The sequence below is a fragment of the Pseudarthrobacter phenanthrenivorans genome (assembly GCF_036455295.1).
In the GTDB taxonomy this organism is placed as follows: domain Bacteria; phylum Actinomycetota; class Actinomycetes; order Actinomycetales; family Micrococcaceae; genus Arthrobacter; species Arthrobacter phenanthrenivorans_C.
Map to the genome: position 1 here is coordinate 5,040 of NZ_JAYXNX010000019.1, position 21,906 is coordinate 26,945.

Genomic DNA, 21,906 nt, shown 5'->3' on the forward strand with positions numbered 1-21,906 from the left:
CCCGGCGCGGGGATGTGGCGCATGGCGCGCCTGTCGCCTACTTCTTTTCGCTGTCCAGGAAGCTCTGGAAAGCAGTCTGGGCGTCGTTGGCAGCGGCGGCCGGGTCCGATCCGGTGATGGTGGACACGATCGGAGCTCCCACGATTTCGCGTGCCTTGCCTACCGTGACAACCTCAGGGCGGTCATGGCCCACGCCGTTCTTGGCGCTGGCGGAAATCGCGTCCGCAAGGTCCTTCGGGTAGGTGGAGGTTGCGTCGGGGTTGGCCCAAACGGATGTGCGGGGGCCCGGGACGCCTGCCTTCTGGGCTTCCAGCGTGCGCTCCTTGCTGGTTGCCCACTGGATGAATTTCCAGGCGTTCTCCTGGTTGCTGGAGTTCTGGTTCACGCCGAGGGCCCAGGACGGGATGTTGTACGGCTTGGAACCGGCTGGGCCGGCGGGCAGCGGGGCGAAGCCCACCTTGTCAGCCACCTTGGACTTGGCGGGGTCGGTGGCGTTCTTGTAGAGCGAATCAGCCTCGGTGTAGAAGGCCGCGCCGCCCTGGGTGAAGATGGCCATTGCCTCCGGCCAGCTCATGTCGGTGCTGACGTTGGCGGGGCCGTAGTTGCGGATCAGGCCGCCGTAGAAGGAGTAGGCCTTCTTGGCTGCATCGGTGTTGACGGAAGCCTTGCCGTTGGAGTCGACGAAGTCTCCGCCGAAGCTGTACAGGAAGCTGGAAAACTGGGTAACTGCGGCAGATTTGTTGGTGCGGGCCACGAAGCCGGCGGTGCCCGGGTTCGATGCCTTGATGGTCTTCGCTGCCGCTTCCAGTTCATCCATGGTCTTGGGTACCTGGAGGCCTGCGGCCTGCAGCAGGTCCTTGCGGTAGTACAGGACCTCGCGCTCGGTGATGATCGGAACGCCAACCACCTTGCCGTCAACCGTGGTGGCCTTGACGGGGCCCTCCTGGTAGTCCTTCCAGTCCCAGTTGGGGTCTGCGGAGACGTTCTTGGTCAGGTCGGCCAGGTAGCCGTTCTTGGCGAAGGCTTTGCCTTCCTGCAGAGGGCGGTACATCATCACGTCGATTTCATCGCTGCCTGCGTTGAGTTTGACGTTGTACTGGTCCGAAAGCTGGTCCTCGCCCAGCTGGGTGAGCTCAACCTTCAGGCCCGTGGACTTTTCGAACTCCGGAATGGCGGCCTTGATGCCGTCGGTCCAGACATGGTTGGCCAGGGTCACGCGGACAGTCCCGGACTGCTTCGCCTGGTCGCTGCCACCTCCGCCGCCACCGCAGGCGGTCAGCCCCAGCGACATGGCCGCGGCCACTGCCGCGTACTTCACAATCGAACGCCGCTTCATTACGACTCCCTTTGCCTTCAGGGCCCGCAACTCCGCGGGCCGGATGCAAACGCCTCTTTACGTCTGCTGTGTTCTGCGAGCATAAACAAATAAGGCAGACTTATACAAGGGCTTGCCGCAGCACCATATGATTTATTCATGACAATCCCAAAGGCGGCATTGGCCCCGGACCTGCACTCGTCGCTGGTCGAGAACCTGGGGCTCGCCATTGCCGAGGGAACGCTGGCACCGAATTCCATCCTGCGGCTGGACGAGCTGGAGGCGCAGCACAAGGTGTCCCGGTCCGTAATCCGGGAAGCCACCCGGGTCCTCTCCTCCATGGGAATGCTTGAGTCCCGCAGGCGCCTCGGAACGGTTGTCCGGCCGGAGGCAAGCTGGAACCTCTACGACCCCCAGGTGATCCGGTGGCGGCTGGCATCGGCCAAACGGCTCGAGCAGCTGCGGGCCTTGAATGAACTGCGCGGGGCCATCGAGCCACAGGCTGCGCGCCTGGCGGCCGAACGCGCCTCGCTGGACCAGGCCAGCGAACTCGTGTCCATGGCCGCGCGGCTTTGGGCTGCGGGCCAGCGGGGGGACCAGGATGAATTCCTGCGCCTGGACATCGAGTTCCACGCCGCAGTCCTCAACGCCTCCGGCAATCTGATGTTTTCGCAGCTCCATAAACTCGTGGCCGAAGTGCTGGCGGGCCGCACCCAGCACGGCCTGATGCCCCATCTTCCGGACCATGAGGCACTGCAGATGCATGTGGACGTGGCCAGCGCCATCCAACACCGTGATGCCGGCGCCGCCCACGCGGCCATGAGCCGGATCGTGGAGCAGTCCACGGAGGAAATGGGCGACATCTGGTCAAGCAGCCATGCGTCGGATACTGGTGACGGCCCGTCGGAGGGCGTCACCGCAGGCACATAGCGCGGAGGAACCTGCTACCCCGCCGGCGCCGGGGCCTTCCGTGTGAATGAACGGGCAGCACCTGAGCCGGCCGCGGCGCTTGCCCCGATGGTGATGAGGGCACCCAGGATCAAGGCCGAGGCTTCACCCGGCTTCAGCAGATCCGTCTGGGACCCGATGGCGGCCGCCGCAACCGGCACGCCCAGCTGGGAGGCTGCAAGCACCGCGAGCGGGAGCGGTTGGCCGAGGAGGCGCAGGCTTCCGTGGACCAGGAGGGTCCCCGCTCCAAGGCAAATGCCGAGAAGCACCATTCCTGGAGTGCCGGCGAGCGCGCGAAGGTCCAGCGATGCGCCGAGCCAGACGAAGAACACAGGCCCGAGGAAACCATCGCTGACCGCGAAGAGCTGGTGCGCCAGGCGCCGGGGCTCACCCACTGCCGCCACTACCAGTCCAAATGAAAACCCGGCGAGCATGACGGACACGTGGCCTGCAACGGCGATGCCGGAAAGCGCGAAGAGCAAGGCAAGCTGGATGCGCAGTTCCAGGGCGAACTTCCGTTCCTCGGACACGTCATGCACCCGCCCGCGGGTGCCGCTGCGCTCCAGCCACCGGAGCACGAAGAACAACACCACGGAACATGCCGCGACGGCGGCCGCCCCTGCTGCTGCCCTCGGAGCGTTGGGCGGGTCCACGGCCAGCGGAAGGGCCACAATGCAGGCGATGTCCGCCACCGCCACCTGCGCCGTCGTCGTAAGGACCTTCGGTCCCCCCAAGCGCAGGGAGTCGACAATCGGCAGGACCAGTGCCGCTGACGAGGATGCCAGCAGGACGACGTAGAGCGGGGCATGTCCGGTGCCGAAGACGAACGCAATGATGGTTCCTACGGCGGCCGCAAGGGCCGCGGCGATCGCAGCACGCAATGCGCCGCCGCCCAGCGCTGGTCGGATGGCCCGGTCCCGTACTGGAACATGCGTTCCGGCGACGAACATGATGAGGGCGAACCCGACGTCGGCAACGAACGTGAACGTCGGATCTGAGGAATCCACCAGCCCCAGGCCGGTCCGTCCGATGGCGATGCCGGCCAGCAGTTGCCCGAGCACCATGGGAAGGTGCCATGTCCGGGGGAATGCCAGCAAGGGTCCGAGGAGCGCGACGGCGGCGATCAGCGAAAGCTGGAAGAACGACACCTGCCTCCTTTTTGCCGGCGCCCGGCGGACGGCGGTGCGGCCACAGTACTCACGCCGGCGCCTTCGGTCAACGGGGGCGGCAGGCCTGCAGGCTGGTCAGGATGCCGACCGCGTGTCGAACGCCGCCGCTGATTCGCGCAGCAGCCGTGCCACGGTATCCACGGGCAGGCTGCTGCGCCGGCGGCGTCCGCCGAACCGCCGCAGGACGATGCGCCGGGTACCCAGTCCGGGAACGTCCAGGACCTCCACCCCGTCCTGGACCACGCCGGTCAGGGCAAGGGTGGGGACGATTGCGACGCCTTCGCCCGCGGCGACGAGGGCGAGCGCCGTCAGGGTGTCCAGGTACTGGTGGACCGTTTCCATCTGCGTTCCCGTGGCACGGCCCAGCCGGCTGAGCACGGAAACGTTGGCTGCCGAAGGTTCCACTCCCAGCCATGGAAGCGGCAGGCGCCCGAGGTCGATGTTCTCGGTGGTGAGCAGGGAGCCGGACGGCACCACCAGTTTCCACGGCTCATCCAGGAGTGGCTCCTCAATCAGTCCCGCCCCCAGCGCACGCTGCTCGGCCGCCGTCGAATCAAGCTCCACGACGACGGCATCAAGCTCGCGCTGGCGCAGCAGCCGCATGAGGACGGGAAAGTCGTCTTCCACAATATGGATCTGTAACTGCGGATACTGGGTGCGCCATGCTGGCAGGCGCGGGATCACGACGGTCCGCACGAAGCTGGTAAATCCTCCCACGCGCACCACCCCTGCCACCTTGGCCCCTCCTTCCATCCGGGCCAGGGCAGCGCTGAGCGCGCGTTCGATCTCTTCACCGGCTTCTGCTATCGCCACGCCCGCCGGCGTCAGCACTGAGCCCTTCGGCGTGCGCAGCACCAGGGCATGACCGGTTTCGTCCTCCAGCTTGCTGAGTTGCTGGGACACAGCTGAGGGGGTGATTCTCAGTTCCTCGGCGGCCGCCAGGACGCCGCCGTTCCGGGCAACCGCGAGAAGGACGCGCACGCGGCGCGGATCGATGTCCATGTTAAGTAGTTCTAAACCACAGCTTCAGAAGAAAGCAATTGAACTAAAGGAATTGCGGAGCCAATAATTGCCAAGGATTGGGACTGCAGGCCAAAGGAGAACTGACGCTGGGAGGCAACACATGGAACTCGTATGGGAAATTTCCGGTTGGGCCGGTGCGGTTGCGATTCTCAGCGCCTACCTGGCCGTTTCGATGGGATGGCTCAAGGCCGGCAAGGGCTTCCAAACCGCCAACCTGTTGGGGTCCTGCGCCTTTATCGTCAACGGCGCCTTCCACGAGGCGTGGCCGTCGGTGGTCAGCAATATCGCCTGGTTCCTCATTTCCGCCACGGCACTCTTCCGCATGCGGGGTGCCAGGGTACCTGCTGTTGGTGAGACGGCGCCGGTGCAGCTTCCGGGGATGCCCGAGTCAACAGGCCAGCTCGCCGTCATTGAACCGCAGCGGACGGCCTGTCCCCTGTAGGTCCGGCCTGCACCCGGAAGCAAACGTTTCAGTACTCGCCCTTGATCACGAAGTAGGAGCCGCGGATGGTACCGGCGAGCTTGGATTTCTGGCGGGCGAACTTGAAGCTGGCGGCCAGCTCTTCGGGGACTTCCATCCCATCGGACAGCTTGAAGCCCACGGCCCGCTTGCCGCCCTCGTCGATCGCGTACATGACGTTGATGGCCAGCCCGGATTCGTAGAAAACGTAGGCCATCCGAAGCCCGTCCACTTCGAAGGCGGATACCTCAAGCGGCTTGGATGCGATGACCAGGTTCCGCTCGGTGGACAGGATGGTGTTCACGTAGTCCAGCACCTCGATAGCCTTGGCCGCCGGGACCACAGTGAAATCGTGGCCGTACTTGTTCTTGTAGTACCGCGCCTCGTTGGCCCGCAGGCCGGCCAGCGCCGGCGCCACGGGCGATGATTCCAATCCTGCGGTGGACACGTTTTTGAAATCCACGGTGTACGGCATCGGTCCTCCTGGGGTGGTTTTTCGCCCATCCTTCCAGACGCAGGCCCATGCCGCAGCTAGTCCGTGCCTGGCTCCCGGATCACCAGCACCGGGCAGTGCGCGTGGTGGATTGTCTGGTGGGATACGGAGCCGAGCAGCATCCCGGTGAATCCGCCGTGGCCTCGTGATCCCACTGCCACCAGGTCGGCGTCCTTTGAAGCATCGATGAGCGCCGCGGCCGGATTGCCCTCCACAATGCGGCCAGTAACGGTCACACCCTGGTCTTTGACGCGTTCCAGTTCCGCTTCAAGAATGGCTTGGGCGTCCTTTTCGAAGATCTCATAGTCCCAGGCTGTGCCCATGGCGTCGCTGACATAGGGGAAGCTCCAGGCGGTTATTGCCTGCACCTCACCCCTGCGCAGCCTGGACTCCTCCACCGCCCAATCCATTGCCGCCCTGGACTGGTCGGAGCCGTCCACGCCCACCACAATTTTGAAACTTCCGCTGCCAGCCACAGTTTTCCTTTTCCTCCTGCACCGATGGGCTCGGGGCTATCCCTGGCCCGTTGATGCGCCTTGCGCCGGCACGGCCACCGTGGAGTGTTCCGCTGTGGCTGCCTTGTGGGGGTTGCCTGCTTCCCTGGCGCAGTGGAGGCAGCAGTAGATTCCCGCTTCGCTCTGGACCGGGTGCCCCAGGATTCGGCAGCCGCAGTGCTCGCAAGCGGGAGCCATCATATGAATGGCGCACTCAAAGCTGTCGAATGTGCCGGTCTGGTTCCCCATACTGACGGTGAACATGCGGCCCTCGCTGCTGCCGCAGACATCACATGCGCCCATGGTCCTGCCTCCTGTTGTACTCGCCTGCTCCAGACACTCAAGTTGACTGCGCGGACGGGTTTCCTGCCTAGGGGCGAAGGTCCCACGGCGTCGGGGCCGGGCAAGACAGCTGGATTGCACGCCGGCACCCCCGCAGCAGGAGGCGTTGCCCGGAAAACTTTTGGATCCTGCCCATCCGCCCGGCGGCGGGCCTCGAATACCAATTGAAGGAGTTCAACCAAAGCTAGGACGGGACAATGGATGCCTTGGACCAGCAGGCCCTGACGGGTGCTGTCATCAAGGAGCACCGGCTGGATCTGGCACAGCTGTGGCTGGAATTTGTTGGGCTCGGCGGTGATGCCTCCGAACAGCTCCTGAGGGATTACTGCGCGGGCGAAGCCGCCCTCTCCCCGAAGGAGCGGGACGCATTGGCGCAGGCCGTTAATGAACACTGCGCCGAGGAGGGACTCCCGCTGCGGGCTCCGCTCAGCAGCTCGGCCCTGTACCTTCTCCACCCGAAGCGGCAGGACCGGGAACGCAAGGACCAGGAGCGCCAGGACCCCTACTCGTCAAAGTAGGTGAAGGTGTCGGCGGCGCCCGCCACCGATGCCACCACGGCGGCGGCAACCTCCCGCAGCTTCATGTTCCGGCTATTGGACGCGTCCTTCAGCAGTTTGAAGGCGGTAGCCTGGCTGCAGCGGTTCTGGGCCATGATGGCACCGGTCGCAAGGTCGATCACGGTCCGCGTTTGCATGGCGGCGCTCATACCGTCCCGGGTCTCCTCCAGCTTCAGCATGCGCAGCGCGAGCTTGAGCCCCTTGGACGCCTGCCGTACAAAGGCCTCGGCAACAGGAATTTCGTCAGTGATGTCAACAGGCTCTACACAGTAGAACGTCAACACGCCCCGGGCTCCCCCCTCCAGCACAACGGGGATGCTTAGCACCGAAAGGAAGCCGTGCCTCCGCACTGCCCGGACGTACTCCGGCCAACGCTGCTCCCGCCGCAGGTCCGCCACCAGCACGGTAGTGTCGGTCCGCATCGCCAGCAGGCCCGGGCCGTCACCGTTGTCGGACTCCAGTGGGCTTAGCAGCACCGCATCGGGGTGGCTCGCGGCAGTTACTGGGGGTTTCTTGGGCCGCAGCACCGTAATTTCACAGGAGCATTCGTGCTCCGGCGGGGCCAGCCTGGACGCTGCATACGCCGCCAGGTCCCGGAGGAATGCCTCAACCTCAGGGTTCTGCAGGAACGACTCCTGGAGACGCAGGGCAACGTCTGCAAAGTCCGCGCGTTCAGGGACGCCGGCGTTGGGCACGGTCTTGCCTCCCGGACAGTAGTTAAAGCCACACACTGTGGTCGCCCACTGCCGAACGGTGATGACAGCCTACCTGTGGTGAGGCCGTAATCTGTCAACCATGACGTGCCTCTCCACGCCCAGTGGTCCTGTCCGCGGCAGCTGGCTGGACACTGACGGGACCACCCTCCACCGGTTCCTTGGCATTCCCTACGCCGGGCCGCCGTCGGGAGCCAACCGCTTCCGGCCACCTGTTCCGGTGCGGCCCTGGAACGAAGTACTGGACTGCACCGCACCCGGCCCCGCTGCGCCCCAGAACCCAGAGTCGCCCGCGCCCCCGGGCGCGAGGCCGCGCACCTGGAGCGAGGAGGGGTGCCTAAACCTCAACGTCTGGACGCCGGGAACCGACGCTGCCGCCAGGCCGGTGATGGTGTGGATCCATGGCGGCGCCTACCTTTTGGGCGCCAACAGTGACGGGATGTACGACGGCGCCCGGCTCGCCGCCGCGGCGGGCGTAGTGCTGGTGTCCATTAACTACCGCCTTGGCGCCCTGGGTTTCCTGCACCTGGTGGACTTGCTGGGCCCCGGGTATGAGGACTCGTCCAATCTCGCCCTGCTGGACCAACTGGAGGCACTGCGCTGGATCCGCCGCAACATCAGCGCGTTTGGCGGCGACCCGGACAACGTCACCATCTTCGGCGAATCCGCCGGCGCAGCGGCAATCGGCACCCTGCTGGGCATGCCGGCGTCGGAGGGGTTGTTCCGCCGCGCCATCATGCAAAGCGGCACGGCGGAACGGTACCGCCTGCCGGCGGACTCTGCCCGTGTCAGTGCCGGGTTCCTGGGGCTGTGCGGGCTGGAGGAACCGTCGGCGAAGGAGCTTCTGACCCTCCCTGTGGAGCGGCTGCTGGAGGCCCAGGCCGCGCTGGAACGGCGCCTCGCGGCGGAAACGTTTGCCGTGCCGCTTCCGTTCCAGCCCACGGTTGGCACACCGTCGCTGCCAGTGCCGCCGCTGGAGAGCATCCGCAACGGACTCAACAAGAATGTGGACCTGCTGATCGGCACCAACCTCAATGAGGGCTCTTTCGCAGTGGAGCTGCGCCCGCCTGCTGCCGGTGACCCCGGCTACCCGGACCGCGCTGCTTCAGTGCTCGCAGGGGCCGGGATTCCGGCCGCCGAAGCACCCGGCTATGCCGCGGCGCTTGCCCAGATGCTCAACCGGGAGCCGGCAGGCAAGGAGCTCCTGGAGGCCGCCATTGCCGATTCCGTCTACCGGCAACCCAGCAACCGGCTCCTGGCGGCTCGCCAGCTGGCTGCGCTGGGTGGCGCGGCCGGAAGGACCTTCGCCTACCTGTTCACGTGGCCCAGCCCGGCAATGGGCGGAAAGCTCGGCGCCTGCCACGCGTTGGACATCCCGTTCGTCTTCCGGCACTTGGAGGCGCCGGAAGCTGCGTTCCTCACCAGGGGCAAGGCACCGGAAGCCCTCGGCGACATGATGAGCGGGGCCTGGGCGGCCTTCGCTGGCACCGGAACCCCGGCAACTGCCAGGCGCGGATGGCCCGAGTACGGTGAGGCGCGCAGCACCATGGTGCTCGACGCCGACACGCACCTTGAAGACGATCCGCGCCGGGAGATCCGGGAGTTCTTCGAGGGCGTCAGGCCGCTGCCAGAGCGTTGAGCGTGTCCCTGATCCCGTTCAATGCGGGATCGCGCAGGGAATTGAAGGCAGGTTTCAGGAGCGGCTGGATGATCCTGGCTGGGCCGTGGATGCTGAACTCGGCCGTGTACTTCACTACCGAACCCGTCCCGTTGGGGCTGACGTCGATGGAATCGAACGAGGTAACGGTCTTGTTTTCGCCGCGCAGCTTGATGTGGTTGGCGGTCAGCTCGATGACCTCGTATTCCAGGGACTGGCGCTTTCCCCGGAACTCGGACTCCGCATGGTACTTGTGCCCCACCGCCACCGGTCCCGGCGTGATCTTGTCCATGACAGGGGTGTTGGGGTCCCACTCACTGGTGTTTTCAAACTCACTCAGGAAGGCAAAGGCCTTCTCCGCGGACAGATTGGTTTCCACACTTCCGGTGACTGTGATCATGGTCCCAGTGTAGGAGCACCCTTCAACTGGTCGGCAGCCGTTTTGTAGCAAAGCGTGCCGCCCAGCACCCGCGGCCGGATCCATGCCTCGTAGCCCTCGGCGGCGGTGAACAGTTCCCTGCCGCCGCCGGCATCGGCGGCGAGCCACAGGGCGGCCGGGCGCGGCATGGCGTCATCCACCACGCCGGCCCGGACCACCCCGGAATCCCTGCGGATCTCCACGGGTACACCGATCAACCGGGTCCAATCGTGGGAGGGGTAGGGCTTCATCGCGTTCCCCTGATGCTTCCGGCTAGCAGGACTCGAAGTCGGTGAGGACCTTGACCTTGCCCGCAGAGGCCGACGATGGATCGAACGTGTACCCGATCCATTCCTTGGCGAGGCGCCGGGCGAGTTCGATGCCCACCACGCGCTGGCCCATGGTGAGGACCTGGCAGTCGTTGGACAGGATGGACCGTTCAACGGAGAACGAGTCGTGCGCGGCGGCAGCGCGGATGCCTTCCACCTTGTTCGCGGCAATGGCCACCCCGATGCCCGTGCCGCAGAAGAGGATGGCCCGGTCGGCGGCGCCGTCCCGGATCATCTCGCCGGCCGCGATGCCAACGTATGGGTAGGGCCGGGTGAAGTCGTCCGGCGCATCGGTGCGGTTGACGCCGATGTCTATGACCTCACTGACCCGCGGATCCTTGCGCAGGTCTGCAAGAACCTTGTCCTTGTAGTCGACGCCGGCTTCATCCGCGCCGACAATGAGCCGCAGCCCCATGGTGGTTCCTTCCGTCGTCATTACTTTGCTCCTGCCCAAGCAGCGGCTGCGGCACCGGCGAAGTGCGGTCCCATCACGCCGAACACCATCGCCAGGGATGTGGCGCCAGGGTCTGGCGTTCCCAGGCTCTTCTCCGCCAGCGGGCGGGCGCGGCCCTTGAGGGGCAGCAGATCGGAGGTTGCCTCCGCCGCGGCAGCCGCTTCGCGGGCAGCGTCCTGCCAGGCCAGGCCCGGCTCGGCGCCGTCGGCCACCGCGCGGCTGAACGTGGAAGCGAACGGCAGCAGCGCGTCCACCATGGTCTTGTCGCCGATTTCGGCCTTGCCCAGCTGGACAATCCGGTCCGCGAACGCCGTCACGGCGGCCGCAAGGACGGCGGCCCCGGGTGCCGAAGAGTTCCCTACCGTCTCGCCAAAGGAGCGCAGTCCCGCTCCCCAGAGGACACCGGAGGTGCCGCCTGCCTTGTCGGCCCAGGCGTCCCCGGCCGCGGCCAGCACGTCGCCGGCACCTGCACCGGCGGTCAAGGCGGCGGATGCTGCGGCAGTTGCGGCGTCCACGCCGCGGACCATGCCGCGGCCGTGGTCGCCGTCGCCGGCGATGGCGTCCATCCGGCCCAGCCGCTCCTCGGCCTCGTGCAGCGAAGCCTGGGCGGCCCCGATCGCGGCCACGCAGGCCGCGGCATACCCGCGGGAGGCGTCGGTGGCGACGAATGCCGCTGCGGAGGCGCCGGCGTCGGACGCTTCTTCTTTAGCGGACGTCCCCGCTTGGGTGGACACGGCACCGCGGCGGTACGCGGGGGTCTCTGCGGGGGCGGCCCACAGCGGTTCCAGTTCTTCATCAAGCCAGGTCACGGTCAGCGAGACGCCGGCCATGTCGAGGCTGGTGACCAGCTCGCCGACCTCAGGCATCACCAGCGTGTAGCCGGCGGCGCGCAGCAGCGGCGCCACGGTCCCCCAGAGGACGAACAGTTCCTCATGCTTGGTGGACCCGAGCCCGTTGAGGATGACGGCGATCCTGCTGCCGGCGTTCGGCGGGGTTTCGGAGAGCACCCGGGCCACCAGCTCCTGGCCCAGTTCCTTGGCGGAGGGCAAGTCCGTGTCGTGCAGGCCGGGCTCGCCGTGAATGCCAAGGCCCAGGCCCATCTGCCCCTCCGGCAGGGTGAACAACGGGGCGCCGGCGCCCGGGAACGTGCAGCCGGCAAACGCGCTGCCGATGGTGCGGGTGAGGTCGTTGGCCTTGCGGCCCAGGCGGACCACCTCGGCCAGGTCGGCGCCGTTCTCGGCGGCGGCACCCATCACTTTGAACACCGTGAAGTCACCGGCGATGCCGCGCCGCTTGGCGGATTCCGACGGCGGCGCGCTGGCGATGTCGTCCGTCACCAGGACGTTCTCCACCGCGATGCCCTCGGCGGCGAGCCGCTCGCTGGCCATGCCGAAGTTCATCACGTCGCCTGCGTAGTTGCCGTAGGTGAAAACCACCCCGGCACCGGACCCGGCGGCCTTGGCCACCGAGTAGGCCTGCTGCGCGGACGGCGAGGTGAAGATGTTGCCCACCACCGCGCCGTCCGCGAAGCCGGTGCCGATCAGGCCGGCGAAGGCGGGGTAGTGGCCGGAGCCACCGCCGGCCAGGACGGCAACTTTGGGCTGCGCTGGCCGGTAGCGGCGGACAGCGCCGCCGGGGACCTGGCGGACCAGGTCCGAGTGGACGTCGCAGAAGCCTGCCAGGGCCTCCTCGGCGAACTCTAAGGGGTCGTTGAAGATTTTGGTCATGGTGGGTTCTCCGGCGTCCGCGGTGGTATCAGGGCAGGGCTGTCCGTGCTGGGGCTGTCAGTGGCTGCTAGTGGATGTGGCTGCCGCCGTTGATGTCGATGGTGGTGCCGGTGAGGTAGGCCGAGTCCTCGGAGGACAGGAAGGCGATAACGGAGGCCACTTCCTCGGTGGTGGCATTGCGGCCCAGCGGGATGCCGGCGTTGATGGCGGCTTCCTGCTCCTCGGTGCTGCCCACGCGGATGTTGGTGTCCACGGCGCCGGGTGTGATGGCGTTGACGGTGACGCCGGTGGTTCCGAGCTCCCGGGCCAGCGCCTTGGTGAAGCCCAGGATGGCTGCCTTGGCGGCGGAGTAGGGGACCTTGCCGAAGACGCCGCCGCCGCGCTGGGCGGAGACGGAAGACATGTTCACGATCCGGCCCCAGCCGTTGTCAATCATGTCCGGCAGGAAAGCCTTGGTTACCAGGTAGGTGCCGGTGGCGTTGACGTCCATGACCTTGTGCCACAGCTCGAGGGTGGTTTCCAGGAAGGGGATGGGTGAGGTAATGCCGGCGATGTTGGCAAGGGCGCCGACGGGCGGGAGGTTGCCGGCGGCCACTTCGGCAGCGACGGCGGCCTGGGCGGCGGTGACGGAGGCTTCGTTGGCGACGTCGATCTCGTGGCCGAAGGCGGGAACGTTGAATTCGTTGCCGATTTCAGCTGCGACCTTGGCGGACTTCTCGCCGTCGAGGTCCAGGATGACGATGCCCCAGCCGTCACGGGCGTAGCGGCGGGCGGTGGTGATGCCGATGCCGCGGTCCGATGTTGCTCCGGTGAGGACGGCGGTGCGCTGGATGGTGGTCATGGTGGTGCTCCTTGAATTGTTTTTGTGTATCGATTGCTCCGCATTTGTCGTTATGAGGCGTCAAAACGACATCTTCGGAGCAATCGATGAGGGTTCAGGTCAGACGAGGTCGGTGATGAAGCTGGCGGCCTTGGCGGCCGCCGCGGGACGTTCGTCGTTGGTGACGTCCCGGGTTTCCAGTTCGAGTGAGAAGTGGCCGGAGTAGTCGTCCGCTGCGAGCCGCTTAAGGCCACCGGCGAAGTCGGCGTCGCCGTTGCCAATGCTGAGGTTGATGTTCCCGGGCACAGCATCGCGCAGGTGGACATGGCTGATGCGGCCCCGGTGCCGGTCCAGATAGGCCTGGAGGTCCTCACCGGACGCCACAATGTGACTGAAATCCATGACGATTCCGACGCCGGAACCGGCAAGGCGGTCGGCCAGTAGTCCTGCGCGCTCCAGATTCCAGCAGAACCGAAGGAAGTGCAGGGATTCGGTCCAAAGTTCGACGCCGAACTCCGCCGCCCGCCGTCCGGCACCGATGAGCTGGGCGGCAACGAGGTCCAGGTCCTCCTCGACGCTCCGGACCGGGGTGTGGTCCAGGGCGCCGCACGGCAGGACCAATGCCTTCGCCCCGATCTTGGTCGTCAGGGTGAGCAGGGCCTCAAGGTGGCGGTCCCGCGCAGCCTTGCCGTCGCCGTCGAGCACCTTGTTCAGGTCCCCAATGTCGCCGTTTACGGAGCGGACCCGGAGGCCTGACGCGTTGACCTCAGCGGAGACTGCGTCCACGGCCGCCAGGCTGAGCTCGTAAGGCACGTGATCACACACTCCGGGAAGGGCGCCCAGGTCGATCTCCTCGAAGCCGAGTCCCTTCGTCGTGCGCAGGGCGGAAGCCAAGTCCTGGTGCCGGAAGCTGATGGATGAGCACCCGAGTCTGGGATGGAACATCATTGATCCTCTGGTTCGTGCCGAGCTTTAGTGATGGGGACCACAGTATCTTCGTTAACTGTCAACAGTCAACTCCAAAAGTTGACTGTTGACAGTGAAAATGATCTGGGTCACACTGGGGTCGTATCATTTGTTAACAGTCGACAGCGGCGGACTTCCTTCAGCCGCTTTTCGAAAGGGAACCACCATGAGCAAAGATGCTCTGACCATGCGCGGTCCGGTCCACGGCACCAAGGACGCCAGGCGAGTTGCCATCGGATCCGGCGTGGGGGCCGTAATCGAGACGTATGACTTCATCGGCTTCGGCACCGCTGCCGCACTGTACTTCGGCACCGCTTTCTTCCCCGGAACCGATCCCGTTACGGGAACCCTCGCTTCCTTCGCCACCCTCGGCGTCGGCTTCGCCGCACGCCCTCTGGGCGGCATCATCGGCGGACACCTCGGTGACAAGGTGGGCCGCAAGCCCGTCCTGGTTGCCTCGCTGATCCTGATGGGCCTGGCCACCTTCGCCATCGGCCTGCTCCCCACCTATGCGGCGGTCGGCCTGCTGGCCCCCGCACTGCTGGTGTTCGTCCGCATCGTCCAGGGCCTGGCCTTCGGCGCGGAGTGGGGCGGTGCCATCCTCATGAGCTACGAGCACGCCCCGTGGAAGGCCAAGGGCAAGTACACCGGCATTGTCCAGGCCGGTTTCCCCGTCGGCCTGCTGCTGGCCAACCTGGTCTTCCTCTTCAGCGTCCAGCTCGGCAACGAACTCGCCTGGCGCATCCCATTCCTCGCCAGCATCCTGCTGGTCATCGTGGGCCTGATCATCCGTTCCAAGGTCCCCGAGTCCCCCGTCTTCGACGAGGTCAAGGACAGCGGCGCCATCGTGAAGGCCCCCATCGTCGAGGTCATCAAGACCGACTGGCGCAACATCGTCAAGGGCATTGGCCTCCGCATCGCCGAGACCGCCGGCTACGCAGTGTCCATTACCTACATGATTTCCTACATCAACAGCCAGCACCTGGCGGACAAGACCCAGACGCTGATCGCACTCTGCATCGCCTCCGCCATCGGCATCTTCGCCACTCAGGCCTGGGGCGCCCTCACCGACCGCATCGGACGCCGCCCCCTCTACGTGTGGTCCACCGCGTTCGCAGCCCTGTTCGCCATTCCGATGTTCCTGCTGGTCAACACCGGCCTTTTCATCGCCATCATCCTCACCATCGTGATCTCCTACGCGGTCTGCCAGAACTCCCTCGCCGGCGCCCAGGGCGCCTGGTTCCCGGAGCTCTTCCAGGCCAAGACCCGCGCCTCCGGCGCCAGCCTGGCCTACCAGATCTCGGCCATGGTCTCCGGCTTCACCCCCTTCATCACCACCCTGCTGTTCGTCAGCTTCGGCTGGATGGGACCGGCCCTGCTTTTCGGCGCCTACGCCCTGATCGGCCTTTGGGCAGCCGTCGCCACCCGGGAGACCTGGGGCAAGCGCGAACGTGAACTGGCGGACGAAGCCACCAAAAGCACCCCGAACACCGTCAACGCCTGAATGACCACCACGCACGATACGACCACGGAGCCAGTAATGCCTACAGATACCGTCCAGGAAACCGCCCCCGGGGGCCAAACACTGCAGAGTGCGGTGACTCCGGAACGGCTGGAGAAGATCAGCGCCGCCGCGTACCGGATCCGGCACCACGCCCTGAACATGGGCGAGGTGCAGGGTCAGGGGTATGTGGGCCAGGCCCTGGGAGCCGCGGACATGCTCGCCACGGTGTACGGGGACCAGCTGCGGTTCCGCGCCGAAGACCCGCACTGGGAAGCCCGCGACCGGTTCCTGCTCTCCACCGGCCACTACGCCATCGGCCACTACGCGGCGCTGGCCGAGGCCGGGATCGTCCCGGTGGAGGAACTGGAAACCTACGGCTCGGATGACTCCCGGCTGCCGATGTCCGGGATGTCCACCTACACGCCCGGCATGGAAATTTCCGGCGGTTCGCTGGGCCACGGCCTGACCATCGCCGTCGGGATGGCGCTGGGGCTGCGCTACCAGGGCTCATCCGCCCGGGTGTTCAACTTCCTCTCCGACGGCGAGCTCGACGAGGGCTCCACCTGGGAGGCGGCGATGGGCGCGCACCACCACCAGCTGGGCAACCTGACCGCCATGGTGGACATCAACGCCCTGCAGGCGGACGGCAAGACCGACACGGTGCTGCGCACCGAACCGGTCACCGAAAAGTGGGAATCGTTCGGCTGGTACACCCAGCGCGTGGACGGGAACGACGTCGGCGCGCTGCTGGCAGCGTTCGACAACGCAGCTGCCCAGGCCGCCGCCGTCGGACGTCCGTCCGTGATCCTGTGCGACACCAAGGTGGGCCGCGGCGTTCCGCTGCTGGAAGACCGCGAAAAGGCGCACTTCATGCGCATCGAAGAGAACGAATGGCAGATCTGCCGCGAGCAGCTCACTGCCGGTTACGAAGGAAAGGCTTCAGCATGAGCACCACCACCGAGGCCCCGGACACCGCAGCGGCGGCCACGCCCGCCAAGCCGAAGCTGAAGACCTCGGCGATGATCGCATCGTTCGCCGACCCCGGCCAGAAGACCTCCTCCGCGCCGTTTGGGCACGCACTGGTCAAGGCCGCCCAGGAAACCGACAAGATCGTGGGCCTGACCGCGGACCTGGGCAAGTACACGGACATGCACATCTTCGCCCAGGCCTTCCCCGAGCGGTTTTTCCAGATGGGCATGGCCGAACAGTTGCTCTTCGGCGCAGCTGCAGGCCTGGCCGAGTCCGGCCTGGTGCCCTTCGCGTCCACCTACTCGGTGTTCGCGGCCCGCCGCGCCTACGACTTCCTCTGCCTGGACGCTGCCGAGCCGAACCTGAACGTCAACATCGTGGGCGGCCTGCCCGGCCTGACCACCGGGTACGGCCCCAGCCACCAGGCCACCGAGGACATGGCGATCTTCCGCGGCATGCCCAACCTGACCATCGTGGATCCCTGCGACTCGGTGGACATCGAACAGGCCGTCCCGCAGCTCGCCGCCTCCGAAGGACCCACGTACCTGCGGCTGCTGCGCGGCAACGTGCCCACGGTCCTGGACGAGTACGACTACACGTTCGAACTCGGCAAGGCCAAGGTCCTCCGCGGCGGCAACGACGTTGTGTTCATTTCCTCCGGCCTGATGACCATGCGCGCCCTGCAGGCAGCCAAGGCGCTGGCGGCACACAACGTGGACGTCGCCGTCGTGCACACGCCCACCATCAAGCCCTTCGACGCCGAAACCGTCCTCAAGGAGGTCAACACCGACCGGCTCGCCGTGACCCTGGAAAACCACTCCGTGGTGGGCGGCCTGTTCGAGACCGTGGCCTCCGCCGTTGTCACCGCCGGCGTGGGCAAGCGCGTGGTGCCCGTGGCACTGCCGGACCAGTTCCTCGACGCCGGCGCCCTGCCCACGCTGCACGACCGCTACGGCCTGGCCGTGGACCGCATCGTGGCCAAGGTCCTCGCGGAACTCGGCTAGGGAAGCATGGAGAAGGCACGGCACCGGTCCCAAGCCGGAGCCGTGCCTTCTGCCGTACTATCTAATTCACTACCGACTGTAAACAGTCGACTTATGACATTGAGGACAGAAGCCATGGCCGGACTCACCGCCCCGCTGCTGGGACTGGAAAAGAAAAGCCTGCGCGAGCAGGCACTCTCCGCGCTGCGGACCGCCATCACCAGCGGGGAACTCGAACCCGGCCGGCACCTGGTGGAAACCGAACTGTCCGAAATGCTCCAGATCAGCCGCGGCACCCTGCGCGAAGCCCTCCGCCAGCTCGAGCAGGAGGGGCTGCTGTCCGCCGGTCCCCGCGGCCGCCTCTCCGTCAGGCACCTGGACGAAAAGGAAATCCGGGACATCTACGCCGTGCGTGCCGCGCTGGAATCCCTCGCCGCCCGGACCCTGTGCGAGCTCCCGGACCGGCAGCACGTCACCGAATCGCTGCACCAGGCCATCGACGCCATGACCCAGGCAACCGGCGGGACCCTTGAGGAACGCATTGAATCCGATCTTGAGTTCCACCGCACCCTCTGCCGCCTCACCGGCAACGAAACCCTCCTGCACTCCTGGGAATCCCTGGAGGGTTCCATTCGCATGTCCATCATGTTCGCGGGCCTCGAAAAGGGCGTCAGCAACATGAGCGTGGACCGCCACAAGGACATCGTGGCCGCCATCGACACCGGCGACGCCACCCTGGCGCGCAAAACCATCCTGGAGCACATGGACACCGCCGCGGCCAACCTGGTTGCCTGACCCCTCTTGACATCCGGGAATCCCTGCGCCCTCCCGCCCGTTAACTTACTGAGCGGTAAATAGCCGCAGCGCTTAACGAGGGATGGTATGACCGCAAAGTTTGTGTCAGTTGAGGACGACGCCGGAAAGGTCACCCGGTATGCACGCCATGACAACGGCGGCGGCCTCATTGCTCCCGGAGCCAGGGTGGCGGACAGCGCCCGGATCGGCCCCATGACCTACATCGAACACGGCGCACAGGTGGGCGCAGGCTGCCGGATTGGACACGGCAGCTGGATCGACCGGGATGCCACCATCGGCGACCGGACCGTTATTGGCGACGGCGTGCATATCGGCCGGGGCACAGTGATCGGGAACCGGGTGCATATTGGCAGCCACTCGAGGATCGGCTCCAGCGTCCTGATCGAGCATGGCGTCCACCTCGATACCGACATCACGGTGCCGGACGGCAGCGAGGTGCTGGCCGGGCTCCATTCACGCCTGGCGCGGGCAAAGCACCGGCCGCACCGCAAGGCAAAGGGCGGCCTGGCCGCCTGAGCCACCTCCCGTTGCGCATGGTCGGCCTGCTGGGATCTTGAGGGTCAGCCGGCCGTGCTTCCGCGAACCACCAGTTCCGCCGGGTAGATCACCGGCTCCAACTGCTGCCCGGGGTTCCCGATGGCATCGATCAGCAACTGTGCTGCTGCTGCGGCCATGTCCGTCATCGGGTGGGCAACCGTAGTGAGCCCCAGGCCGTTCGCGGCCACGATGGCATGGTTATCGAAGCCCACCACCGCAATGTCCTGCGGCACCTGCCGCTTCATGCCCCGGACCATGTCCACTACGCCGAGTGCCATCAGGTCAGAGGCGGCGAAAACACCGTCCAGCTCCGGCGACTGGGCCAGGAGGCTCCTCGCCGCGTCCGCGCCGCCCGCCGTCGTGAAGTCCCCGTAGGCGACGGGTCCGGGCGGCAGGCCGGCCTCCTTAAGCCCCTGCCTCCAGCCTTCCAGGCGGTCGACGGCGGCCGTCATGTCGCTGGGGCCGGCAACCGTTCCGAGGTGGGTGCGGCCGAGGCCGGCAAGGTGCCGGGCGGCCAGCCGGCCGCCCTCGAAATTTTCCACGTCCACAAACGGAAGTTCCGACTTCCTGTCCCACGGCCTGCCGATGAAGACGGTGGGCACCCCTGTGGAACCGAGGGTTTCCACCCAGTCATCCGCGCGGTGGTGGGACACCACGATGGCCCCGTCAACATGGCCTCCGCGCAGGTAGCGAAGGGTCCGCGAAGAATCATCCCCTGTCCGCGACATCAAGAGCACCAGTTGCAGATCGGTATCGCGCAGGGCCTGGTTGACGCCCGTGACCACGGCGGCGAAGTACGGGTCCATCATGACCCGGGCATCCGGCTCCGGGATGACCAGCGCCACCGATCCCGCCCGCCTGGTGACCAGTGTGCGTGCTGCGCGGTTGGGGGTGTAGCCCAACTCCACGATCGCTGCGTCGATCGCGGCCTGGGCCTCCGGGCTTACCTTTGACCCACCGTTGATGGCCCGGGAGGCAGTGGAGCGGGAAACTCCGGCCGCCCTGGCCAGGTCTTCGAGCGTCGGGTTGGGCCGTCTCTCCCTGGCTGGGGCAGGTGGAGTGGTCTTTCGGTTCACTCCTCAGACATTACGACACCCGGAGGGCATGGCGCGCTCCCGTCAACCCTTGCCGGTACCGGAGGGCGATGCTACTCTTCCCCGATGGGAGCGCTCCCACCATTCGATCCCCCGTTGCCCACTGCGGCCGAAGGGGTCGTCCAGCTCACCGAATGACAGGACCAGCAATGCCGCTAGCCCCTTGCCCTGATCCATCCCAACCCGCGCCATCACCCCGCCGGTACCACCCCGCTGCCATAGCAGTGGGGGCCGCCCTCCTGCTCGGGCTTTTCGCTGCGGGCGGGACCGCTCCCGCCCAGGCCGCGCCGTCAGCGCCGTCTGCAGTACCGGCACAGCAGGCAGCCGCCTCGCCGAAAGCTCCACCCCAGCCCGCGCAGAACCCGTTCGGGCCCAACGTCTACGTCTTCGATCCCAGCATGCCGGTGGCGCAGATCCAGGCCACCGTGGACTCCATCGCCGCCCAGCAGGTGGACGACGAAATGGGGACCAAACGATACTCCCTGCTGTTCAAGCCCGGCACCTACGGCACCCCGGCAGAGCCCCTGATCGTCCAGGTGGGCTACTCCACCGAGGTGGCAGGGCTGGGCGCAGCCCCCACCGACGTCACCATCAATGGCCATGTGGACGTCTACAACCGCTGCCTCGCAGCGAATAACTGCATCGCCCTGAACAACTTCTGGCGGTCCCTGTCCAACCTCACCATCAATGTCACGGGCCTCGAAGGCTGCCGCAGCTCGGCCAATTTCTGGGCGGCGTCGCAGGCCTCCCCCATGCGCCGCGTCAACATCACCGGGGGCAACCTCTCCCTGATGGATTACTGCACAGCCGGCCCGCAGTATGCCAGTGGCGGCTTCATAGCCGACTCGAAGACGGGAGCGGTGATCAACGGCTCCCAGCAGCAGTACCTGGTCCGCGACAGCAACATTGGAAGCTGGTCCAACGGAGTCTGGAACCAGGTGTTCTCGGGCGTGAGCGGCGCACCTGCAGACTCATTCCCCAACCCGCCGTACACCACGCTGCCCAGCACCCCCATCAGCCGGGAAAAGCCCTACCTGACCGTGGACTCCGCGGGGCAGTACAGCGTCTTCGTCCCCGCCGTCCGACAAGACTCTGCCGGCACCACCTGGGAAAACGGCCCCACAGCAGGCCGCAGCATCCCCTTGAGCGACTTCTACCTCGCAAAGCCCGGCGATTCGGTCCAGACAATCAATTCGCAGCTGGCACGGGGAAAGAACCTCCTGCTGACCCCTGGCGGCTACGACGTTGACCAAAGCATTGAGGTCAAGCGGGCGGGAACAGTTGTCCTCGGTCTCGGCATGACAACACTCACCGCCGTCAACGGATCCGTTCCGCTGACTGTGGCAGATGTCCCCGGCGTGGATATCGCCGCGGTCACCGTGGATGCCGGCGACGTGAACTCACCGGCCCTCATGCAAATCGGCAAGGCACGCATGGGCGCAGGCGAAGGGCCGGCCAACTCGGCCGTGCACAGCGATCCGGCCAACCCCACCACGCTCCACGACGTCTTCTTCCGCGTCGGCGGCCCCCACGTTGGCAAAGCTTCGGCCAGCCTGGAAGTCAACAGCGACAACGTCCTCCTGGACCACATCTGGGCCTGGCGCGCCGACCACGGCAACGGCGTGGGCTGGACAACCAATACCGGCCGGAACGGCGTGATCGTCAACGGCAACAACGTCACCGCCACAGGCTTGTTCGTGGAGCACTATCAGGAGTACAACGTCACCTGGAACGGCGAAGGCGGCAAGACGGTCTTCTTCCAGAATGAGCTGCCGTACGATGCTCCCAACCAGGCCGCGTGGCAGCATGACGGGGTCCTTGGCTGGGCCGGATACAAGGTCTCGGATTCCGTGAGGAACCACGAACTTTGGGGCGGCGGCAGTTACGTGTACACCAACGTGGACCCCACCCTCCATGCCACCAGGGGTTTCGAAGTGCCGGTAACGCCGGGAGTGAAGCTGCACAGCCTCCTGACGGTCAACCTGGGTGCCGGGACGATTGACCACGTCGTCAACAACACCGGAGCACCGGTTTCCACTGACGCCGTCGGAGTCCCCAGCTACGTGGCCGACTTCGGCTAGGAGCTAAGGACAGCCACCAAGGATTCGGGGCGCGGTG

Annotated in this window: 23 protein-coding genes; 10 read left to right on the forward strand and 13 right to left on the reverse strand. The window is 66.2% G+C overall.

What is annotated here, in order from left to right:
• Positions 1–37: 37 nt before the first annotated feature.
• The gene (locus VXJ37_RS18390; protein ID WP_331324480.1) at positions 38–1,336 is read right to left on the reverse strand and encodes an ABC transporter substrate-binding protein; all 1,299 of its coding nucleotides are present in this window, start codon (positions 1,334–1,336) and stop codon (positions 38–40) included.
• A 138-nt stretch (positions 1,337–1,474) separates the two neighbouring features.
• Here VXJ37_RS18390 and VXJ37_RS18395 point away from each other — a divergent pair, with 138 nt between their 5' ends.
• Positions 1,475–2,245 (forward strand): FadR/GntR family transcriptional regulator, encoded by a 771-nt coding sequence (locus tag VXJ37_RS18395; protein WP_331324482.1) that lies wholly within the window; start codon positions 1,475–1,477, stop codon positions 2,243–2,245.
• Between the two features lie 14 nt (positions 2,246–2,259).
• Here VXJ37_RS18395 and VXJ37_RS18400 read toward each other — a convergent pair whose 3' ends face one another.
• Positions 2,260–3,411, reverse strand: a complete 1,152-nt coding sequence (locus VXJ37_RS18400) for a cation:proton antiporter (RefSeq protein ID WP_331324483.1) — start codon at positions 3,409–3,411, stop codon at positions 2,260–2,262.
• 96 nt (positions 3,412–3,507) lie between these two features.
• On the reverse strand, positions 3,508–4,434 hold the full coding sequence (locus tag VXJ37_RS18405) for a LysR family transcriptional regulator (RefSeq protein WP_331324484.1): 927 nt from the start codon (positions 4,432–4,434) through the stop codon (positions 3,508–3,510).
• Positions 4,435–4,555: 121 nt separating this feature from the next.
• On the opposite strand from VXJ37_RS18405, the gene VXJ37_RS18410 reads away from it, so the two are divergent.
• Positions 4,556–4,897 carry a CBU_0592 family membrane protein gene (locus tag VXJ37_RS18410; RefSeq protein WP_331324485.1) on the forward strand — a complete coding sequence of 114 codons (342 nt, stop codon included), beginning with the start codon at positions 4,556–4,558 and terminating at the stop codon, positions 4,895–4,897.
• A 28-nt stretch (positions 4,898–4,925) separates the two neighbouring features.
• Here the strand turns inward: VXJ37_RS18410 and VXJ37_RS18415 are convergent, their stop codons facing one another.
• Positions 4,926–5,390, reverse strand: coding sequence for a phage tail protein (locus tag VXJ37_RS18415; protein ID WP_331324486.1), 465 nt, complete (start codon positions 5,388–5,390; stop codon positions 4,926–4,928).
• A gap of 56 nt (positions 5,391–5,446) precedes the next feature.
• Entirely contained in the window at positions 5,447–5,884 is a 438-nt protein-coding gene (locus VXJ37_RS18420; protein ID WP_331324487.1) for a universal stress protein, read from the reverse strand.
• A gap of 557 nt (positions 5,885–6,441) precedes the next feature.
• On the opposite strand from VXJ37_RS18420, the gene VXJ37_RS18425 reads away from it, so the two are divergent.
• Entirely contained in the window at positions 6,442–6,762 is a 321-nt protein-coding gene (locus VXJ37_RS18425) for a hypothetical protein (RefSeq protein ID WP_331324488.1), read from the forward strand.
• Here the strand turns inward: VXJ37_RS18425 and VXJ37_RS18430 are convergent.
• Positions 6,747–7,496 carry an ANTAR domain-containing protein gene (locus VXJ37_RS18430; protein ID WP_331324489.1) on the reverse strand — a complete coding sequence of 250 codons (750 nt, stop codon included), beginning with the start codon at positions 7,494–7,496 and terminating at the stop codon, positions 6,747–6,749. The genes VXJ37_RS18425 and VXJ37_RS18430 overlap by 16 nt on opposite strands.
• Positions 7,497–7,596: 100 nt before the next feature.
• Between VXJ37_RS18430 and VXJ37_RS18435 the strand changes: the two genes are divergently transcribed.
• Positions 7,597–9,153 carry a carboxylesterase/lipase family protein gene (locus VXJ37_RS18435; protein ID WP_331324490.1) on the forward strand — a complete coding sequence of 519 codons (1,557 nt, stop codon included), beginning with the start codon at positions 7,597–7,599 and terminating at the stop codon, positions 9,151–9,153.
• Here VXJ37_RS18435 and VXJ37_RS18440 read toward each other — a convergent pair.
• The 6 genes from VXJ37_RS18440 to VXJ37_RS18465 all read right to left on the reverse strand — a co-directional run bounded on the left by VXJ37_RS18440 (position 9,131) and on the right by VXJ37_RS18465 (position 13,864).
• Positions 9,131–9,571 carry an SRPBCC family protein gene (locus VXJ37_RS18440; RefSeq protein WP_331324491.1) on the reverse strand — a complete coding sequence of 147 codons (441 nt, stop codon included), beginning with the start codon at positions 9,569–9,571 and terminating at the stop codon, positions 9,131–9,133. The genes VXJ37_RS18435 and VXJ37_RS18440 overlap by 23 nt on opposite strands.
• Positions 9,568–9,840, reverse strand: a complete 273-nt coding sequence (locus tag VXJ37_RS18445; RefSeq protein WP_331324492.1) for a hypothetical protein — start codon at positions 9,838–9,840, stop codon at positions 9,568–9,570. The genes VXJ37_RS18440 and VXJ37_RS18445 overlap by 4 nt, the downstream gene beginning before the upstream one ends.
• A gap of 22 nt (positions 9,841–9,862) precedes the next feature.
• Entirely contained in the window at positions 9,863–10,354 is a 492-nt protein-coding gene (locus VXJ37_RS18450; RefSeq protein WP_331324493.1) for an RpiB/LacA/LacB family sugar-phosphate isomerase, read from the reverse strand.
• Positions 10,354–12,099, reverse strand: a complete 1,746-nt coding sequence (locus VXJ37_RS18455) for a dihydroxyacetone kinase family protein (protein WP_331324494.1) — start codon at positions 12,097–12,099, stop codon at positions 10,354–10,356. The genes VXJ37_RS18450 and VXJ37_RS18455 overlap by 1 nt, the downstream gene beginning before the upstream one ends.
• Positions 12,100–12,166: 67 nt before the next feature.
• Entirely contained in the window at positions 12,167–12,940 is a 774-nt protein-coding gene (locus tag VXJ37_RS18460; protein WP_331324495.1) for an SDR family NAD(P)-dependent oxidoreductase, read from the reverse strand.
• 99 nt (positions 12,941–13,039) lie between these two features.
• The gene (locus VXJ37_RS18465) at positions 13,040–13,864 is read right to left on the reverse strand and encodes a sugar phosphate isomerase/epimerase family protein (RefSeq protein WP_331324496.1); all 825 of its coding nucleotides are present in this window, start codon (positions 13,862–13,864) and stop codon (positions 13,040–13,042) included.
• Positions 13,865–14,051: 187 nt separating this feature from the next.
• On the opposite strand from VXJ37_RS18465, the gene VXJ37_RS18470 reads away from it, so the two are divergent.
• The 5 genes from VXJ37_RS18470 to VXJ37_RS18490 all read left to right on the forward strand — a co-directional run bounded on the left by VXJ37_RS18470 (position 14,052) and on the right by VXJ37_RS18490 (position 18,673).
• Positions 14,052–15,389 carry an MFS transporter gene (locus VXJ37_RS18470; RefSeq protein WP_331324498.1) on the forward strand — a complete coding sequence of 446 codons (1,338 nt, stop codon included), beginning with the start codon at positions 14,052–14,054 and terminating at the stop codon, positions 15,387–15,389.
• A gap of 36 nt (positions 15,390–15,425) precedes the next feature.
• Positions 15,426–16,337 (forward strand): transketolase, encoded by a 912-nt coding sequence (locus VXJ37_RS18475; protein WP_331324499.1) that lies wholly within the window; start codon positions 15,426–15,428, stop codon positions 16,335–16,337.
• On the forward strand, positions 16,334–17,362 hold the full coding sequence (locus tag VXJ37_RS18480; RefSeq protein WP_331324500.1) for a transketolase family protein: 1,029 nt from the start codon (positions 16,334–16,336) through the stop codon (positions 17,360–17,362). Before VXJ37_RS18475 ends, VXJ37_RS18480 begins: the two co-directional genes overlap by 4 nt.
• Before the next feature lie 114 nt (positions 17,363–17,476).
• A complete protein-coding gene (locus VXJ37_RS18485; RefSeq protein ID WP_331324541.1) occupies positions 17,477–18,136 on the forward strand; it encodes a GntR family transcriptional regulator in 660 nt (219 codons plus the stop codon).
• A gap of 87 nt (positions 18,137–18,223) precedes the next feature.
• Entirely contained in the window at positions 18,224–18,673 is a 450-nt protein-coding gene (locus VXJ37_RS18490; RefSeq protein ID WP_331324501.1) for a transferase, read from the forward strand.
• A 44-nt stretch (positions 18,674–18,717) separates the two neighbouring features.
• Here the strand turns inward: VXJ37_RS18490 and VXJ37_RS18495 are convergent, their stop codons facing one another.
• On the reverse strand, positions 18,718–19,770 hold the full coding sequence (locus VXJ37_RS18495) for a LacI family DNA-binding transcriptional regulator (protein ID WP_331324502.1): 1,053 nt from the start codon (positions 19,768–19,770) through the stop codon (positions 18,718–18,720).
• Positions 19,771–19,937: 167 nt separating this feature from the next.
• Between VXJ37_RS18495 and VXJ37_RS18500 the strand changes: the two genes are divergently transcribed.
• Positions 19,938–21,869: an adenylyl cyclase gene (locus VXJ37_RS18500; RefSeq protein WP_331324503.1), complete on the forward strand. Its 1,932-nt coding sequence runs from the start codon at positions 19,938–19,940 to the stop codon at positions 21,867–21,869.
• Positions 21,870–21,906 lie beyond the last annotated feature (37 nt).